Raw genomic sequence first — 5,521 nt, forward strand, 5'->3', positions numbered from 1 at the left:
ATGCTGTAAATCATGAATACCAATTGCCTCCGGATTGCCGATATGACTCGGCGCACCGAGTACCCGCGGCGTATCGCCGGTAATCAGCGTTGCCTTGACGATCTGGTCATACGGCAGCGGACGCATACTCACAACCATATTGCCATGAAAGACACCTGCCGGTGTGCACGCGATATTGGTCTTATACATCGGTACGTTGCAGCCCTCTTCGATGTGACGAACCGGTACGCCAGCTTCCAACAATGCCGACTCAAAGGAAAAGCTGCATCCAATCAAAAAGCTAACCAAATCATCACGCCAAAACTGTTCCACATCTGTATACTCGCCGTCCAACTCACCGTTGCGGTAGATGCGATATTTCGGCAAATCCTTAGCAATATCTGTGTCCTGCGCAATGCTGTGCAAAGCGCGGCTGCCCTTGTCGCTAACTTCGAGCAGCGGGCAGGACTTCGGATTGCGCTGGGCAAATAACAAAAAGTCATAGGCAAGGTCTGCGGGAAGCACAACCAAATTGGCCTGTGCGTATCCGGCACTCATACCCGCTGTCGGACCGGTAATCTTCTTTTCTCGAATCAAGGCGCGCACATCGCGCGGACTCATCTCAGAATAATTCATACTGTTTCTCCTTCCGCGCGAATTTGCTCGCTTCTCGCAATGAAATCTGCTGGAATCGAACGTGGTCACCTGGGCGGCACTGTGCCAGCTTTGGGATGTCAAATGTACAAACCGTTGCAATCTTCGCATAGCCGCCGGTTGTCTGGCGGTCTGCCATCAAAACAATCGGCTTGCCATCCGATGCCACCTGTACAGATCCCAAGGTGATGCCATCCGAAATAATATCTGAGCCATGATGGCTTTCAATCTCCGCACCGCTCATGCGGTATCCCATACGGTCACTGTTGTCTGCGACAGTATAGCTCTCATGGAAAAATGTTTCGATTCCCTTTGCCGTGAATGCATCGTCCTGCGGGCCAAGCACGGCGCGCAGCACAACCTCGGTCGGGTACTCTTCTTCCGGCACACGGCGGTCTTTGAGCTGTTCCCATGCCTGGCGCTCCTCGCCAATCGCCAAAATATCGCCGGGAATCAACGCTCTGCCCAAGAAGCCGCCCATATGGCACTTCATATTGGTCGAGCGGCTGCCCAGAACAATCGGCATATCGAATCCGCCAGCAGCTGCCAGATAACACCGGCATCCCGTCTTGGCAAACGACAGCATCAGCTCATCGCCTTCATGCAGCTCAAACGGCTGATTCATCGGAATCGGCTTTTTGTTCCGCTTTGGCTGCATATCCGCTCCGGTCAATGCCAGAATCATATCCTGCATCGCAACAAAGCACGCACCGGCAAAGGTCATTTCCAAAACCGCTTCGCCGTTTGTATTGCCGACCAGATAATTGGCGCGGTGATATGCGCGGGTATCCATGCATCCGCCTACGCCAATGCCCATCGACTGATAGCCGAATCGTCCTTCATCCTGTACGGTTGTCAAAGCTCCCGGACGCACGACTCTTAACATACAGACACCTCCTCTGTTTCCAGCTGGTAAGTGCCCGCTGTCACCTGTTCTCGAATGGTCTGATATTCTTCGGGAGAGATCGGAACAAACCGAATATATTCGCCCGCATGGCACAGAATATACGGACTGTGCTTTGGGTCATACAGTTCCAGTGGGGTTCTGCCGATCAACCGCCAGCCGCCAGGGGAATCCAGCGGATACACACCGGTCTGGCTGCCGCCAATGCCAACAGCACCCGCCGGAATGCGGACACGCGGCGTCTTGAGTCTCGGCATCTCCAACCGTTTGTCCAAGCCGCCCAGATACGCAAATCCGGGTAAAAATCCCATCATATAAATGCGGTAATCGGTACCACTGTGTACAGCAATGACTTCTTGCTCTGACATGCCAGCATGTGCGGCAAGATCTGCCATATCCGGGCCAAATTCGCCGCCATAACAGCACGGAATTTTAATCACGCGCTTTTTGGTGCCTCCGCTGACCTGACAGTGCTTTTCCAGCTTTTTGAGCTTGCGGCACAAGGCAGAAAAATGTGTCTGCGCCGGGTCAAAGGTCACCATCAGCGAACGGAAGGTCGGAATGACTTCCCGCACGCCGGGCAACTTGGCATCCAAAATGCTCTTGCCCATCGCCTGTACTTTATCGTTGATCGCATCGCTGATCTCACTGCCGAACTCTACGACCAGCGCCGCATCCCCGGCCGGAAGATAACGCGCTGTATTGGTCTGTCCGCTCAATGAAGATCCCTCCCTCTTGTGAATTCTATTTCGTTTACTCTGCTGCGGTTGCGCTCTCGAATTCGTCGATAACTGCGGCACGCAGCTTTTCCATCAGTTCCGGTGCCTTTCCGCCTGCCGGCTTGCCGTCAATTTCGCAGGCATGTAAGCACAGCTTGCTGGAGCTGGATACAATGATTTCATCCGCATCAAACAACTCATCCAGCGTGTACGGTGTCTCGCTGACCGGAATGCCCAGCTTCTTGCACGCCTTAATCAGATGGGCACGCGCGATGCCCGGCAGAATCAGGTTATCCGTCGGTGCAGTGATGAACTTGCCATCCTTCAGAATAGAGACATTGCTGTGTGCGCACTCTGTGACACGATTGCCCGGACGATAGAATACGGTTTCCTGACAGCCTGCCTTCTTTGCCTTTTCCGAAGCAACACAAGACGGAATCAGATTCAGGGTCTTAATATTGCAGTGCAGGAAGCGCGTATCCGGCAGCGTAATCAGCTTGATTGGCTCCTTGCAGTCGCCGATGACCTGCGGGGTAATCATAATCCACAGATTGCCTGCACCTTCTGTATATACATGATTGCGGATGCCGGTGCCGCGCGTCACCTGATAGTAAACAAACAGTTCCGGATCATCCATCTTATTTACCATCTCCTGGAGCAGCTCCTTCAGCTCCGGCTTGGTGACCGGCATCACAATATCCAGCAGCCCTGCGCTGTTAAAGAAACGGTCAATGTGCTCATCAATAGCGAAGATCTTGCCATTGCGTGCCGGACCGGCATCATATACGCCATCACCAAACCAACAAACACGGTCGTTCATCGGAATGGACATGTCTTCCAGCTCACCATATTTTCCGTTATAATAACCTAACGTTTTCATTTTCTCTGCCTCCAGAATGAAGAAATTTGCATCGTTTTCCTTTTTATCATGCAAAAAGGGAACGAGCAAGTACCTTGTCGGCCCCATTGCCTGTTCCCTGTGTCTTACTATACGCCGCTTCTTAATTCTTTGCAAGATCAATTGGTAATTTTCTCTATTTTTCTATTATTTTTTCTTTTTTCCGAAATTTTTTCGATTTTCTCGAGATTCTCCCAAGTTTATTTTTTATTCTTTTCGGTCTGACAGCTTAACAATCAGCAGGTAAACGCAGGATGTAATTTGCATGATATGTTTGATACGATTGCATGTATCACATACTTATATTTTGTCCCGCAACACGGTTTGCAGAGCGGATAAAAAGCGCTGAACTGTCTCTGACGGTTCCGGCGAATGCAGCAGTCCATAGGGGATCCAGTGATTCCATTCTACCGGAAGCACCTTTAGCAACGGATGGACATTTTCCCAAGCCTGTACCGCCATCAAAATATCGCTACTGTTTTCACACCGATTAAAAATATCAACACTGTAAAAATCAAAATCGACCAGTTCAATTTCTCTGTGGTGGTTCCCAATATCTTCTCGCAACGCATCAACATGACTGCTCCAGCCCCGATGCATCAGCAGCAGTCTCTCGCCATACAAATCCTGTATTTGCAGCTTTGTTTTTTTCGCAAGCGGGTGATATACAGAAACGGCACAGCACAGCGGTTCTCTGGAAATCTCAAATCCTGCGCATTTTCTCACATCCAACATGGTATGATCGAAAATGCCCGCAATGATGTCTATGTTACGCCCCAAATGCTGTAAGATTTCTTGTGCATTTTCCGGTGTATTTTCAAACGGAACAAGCTGAAATTTGATGTCCGGACACAACGCATGAATCTTTGGCCACAGCTCGACAAGAACTTGTGCCGGTGTCATTGGCGACGTACCAATCCGAATAACTTGGCTGTTCTCCTGCATGGCATTCTGCGCACGAATCACAGAATCTTTACAATATTGAATGATGTATTTTGCATCGCTGTACAACGATTCTCCCGCTTCTGTCAACATCAATCCACGGTGAGAGCGTTTGAATAGCTTCACACCCAAATGAGATTCCAAGCTATTGATCTGTTTCATCACAGCTGTTGGTGTGACATAGCTTTGTTCCGCTGCCTTATTAAAGCTGCCGGCATCTGCCACGCGAAGAAACGTGTCCAACTGTGGATTATACATGATTTCACCACCTTATTTCTACTAGTATTATAATAGAATGACGGTTCCCCTGTCAATTGTTATAACCCTAGACTTTAAACTCATAAACCAAAGGAAACTTCTATTCGCTCGCTTTTTGTTTTATAATAAAATAAATTGTATTTAGGAAAGGATGTGTAACATGCAGTATCGTACTTTAGGAACCGATTTGACCGTTTCTGCTGTCGGTCTCGGCTGCATGGGTATGAGCCATGCGTATGGTGCTCCGGCAGACAAAGCAGAAATGACCAAGCTGTTGGCACAGGCGGTAGAACTGGGCTATACCTTCTTTGATACAGCCGAAATTTACGGCACACCAGACAACCCGCACGACAATGAAGAGTTTTTGGGCACAGCACTCAAGCCATATCGAGACAACATTATCCTTGCCACCAAATTTGGTATTGGATTTGACGCGACCAGCTCAGAAGTCAACAAACCATTGGTGCCAAACTCCCGTCCGGAAGTCATTCGCGCCTCTGTCGAAGGTTCGCTCAAGCGGCTGCGCACCGATCACATCGACTTATACTATCAGCACAGACTCGATCCCAATGCTCCCATTGAGGAAGTCGCCGGTGTCATGTCGGATTTGATGCGTGAGGGAAAAATCACCCATTGGGGTTTATCCGAAGCCACCGAAGACACGATTCGCCGTGCGCACGCTGTTTGCCCGGTAACTGCTATTCAGAATCGTTATTCTATGATGGCGCGTTGGTATGAATCCCTCTTTTCTGTTTTGGAAGAGCTGCATATCGGCTACGTTGCATTTTCTCCCTTGGCAAACGGATTTCTCTCCGGAAAATACGATAAAACCTCTCAGTTTGAAGCCGGAACAGATTATCGCAGCGTCATGCCGCAATTCCAGCCGGAAAGCATTGACCAAAACCAAGATCTGTTGGCTCTGCTGCATCAGCTGGCACAGGAAAAACAGGCAACGCCCGCACAGATTTCTCTCGCTTGGATGCTGTGCAAAAAGCCATATATTGTTCCTATTCCCGGCACACGCAAGCCAAATCGTTTGATTGAAAATGCCGGATCCGCAAATATTGTCCTATCCGATGCAGAAGTTCTCGCCATCGACGATGCACTCTCTCAAATTTCTATGTCACAAGTATTCGGCGGAAGCCGAATGGTAAAAAAATAATACAA

At 49.4% G+C, this 5,521-nt stretch carries 6 protein-coding genes; 1 reads left to right on the forward strand and 5 read right to left on the reverse strand.

Annotation, left to right across the window (positions count from 1 at the left end; all coding sequences use genetic code 11):
- From ACR0P9_RS06930 to ACR0P9_RS06950, 5 genes are all read right to left on the reverse strand, one after another.
- Positions 1 to 615 (reverse strand): putative hydro-lyase (locus ACR0P9_RS06930; RefSeq protein WP_432618616.1); only part of this gene is annotated, 615 nt, incomplete at its 3' end.
- Positions 602 to 1,519, reverse strand: coding sequence for a biotin-dependent carboxyltransferase family protein (locus ACR0P9_RS06935; protein ID WP_432618618.1), 918 nt, complete (start codon positions 1,517 to 1,519; stop codon positions 602 to 604). The genes ACR0P9_RS06930 and ACR0P9_RS06935, both read right to left, overlap by 14 nt.
- A complete protein-coding gene (gene pxpB, locus ACR0P9_RS06940) occupies positions 1,513 to 2,256 on the reverse strand; it encodes a 5-oxoprolinase subunit PxpB (protein WP_432618620.1) in 744 nt (247 codons plus the stop codon). The genes ACR0P9_RS06935 and pxpB overlap by 7 nt, the downstream gene beginning before the upstream one ends.
- Before the next feature lie 34 nt (positions 2,257 to 2,290).
- Entirely contained in the window at positions 2,291 to 3,136 is an 846-nt protein-coding gene (locus tag ACR0P9_RS06945) for an aminotransferase class IV (protein ID WP_432618622.1), read from the reverse strand.
- 318 nt (positions 3,137 to 3,454) lie between these two features.
- On the reverse strand, positions 3,455 to 4,354 hold the full coding sequence (locus tag ACR0P9_RS06950) for a LysR family transcriptional regulator (protein WP_432618624.1): 900 nt from the start codon (positions 4,352 to 4,354) through the stop codon (positions 3,455 to 3,457).
- A gap of 160 nt (positions 4,355 to 4,514) precedes the next feature.
- On the opposite strand from ACR0P9_RS06950, the gene ACR0P9_RS06955 reads away from it, so the two are divergent.
- A complete protein-coding gene (locus tag ACR0P9_RS06955) occupies positions 4,515 to 5,516 on the forward strand; it encodes an aldo/keto reductase (RefSeq protein ID WP_432618626.1) in 1,002 nt (333 codons plus the stop codon).
- Positions 5,517 to 5,521: the final 5 nt, after the last annotated feature.

Source organism: Butyricicoccus sp. (assembly GCF_050872565.1).
Lineage (GTDB): Bacteria > Bacillota > Clostridia > Oscillospirales > Butyricicoccaceae > Butyricicoccus_A.

Excerpts from the sequence above, each read along its gene's own strand:
- ACR0P9_RS06935 (WP_432618618.1), bottom strand. The coding sequence starts at position 1,519 with ATGTTAAGAGTCGTGCGTCCGGGAGCTTTGACAACCGTACAGGATGAA.
- ACR0P9_RS06945 (WP_432618622.1), bottom strand. The coding sequence starts at position 3,136 with ATGAAAACGTTAGGTTATTATAACGGAAAATATGGTGAGCTGGAAGAC.
- ACR0P9_RS06950 (WP_432618624.1), bottom strand. The coding sequence starts at position 4,354 with ATGTATAATCCACAGTTGGACACGTTTCTTCGCGTGGCAGATGCCGGC.
- ACR0P9_RS06955 (WP_432618626.1), top strand. The coding sequence starts at position 4,515 with ATGCAGTATCGTACTTTAGGAACCGATTTGACCGTTTCTGCTGTCGGT.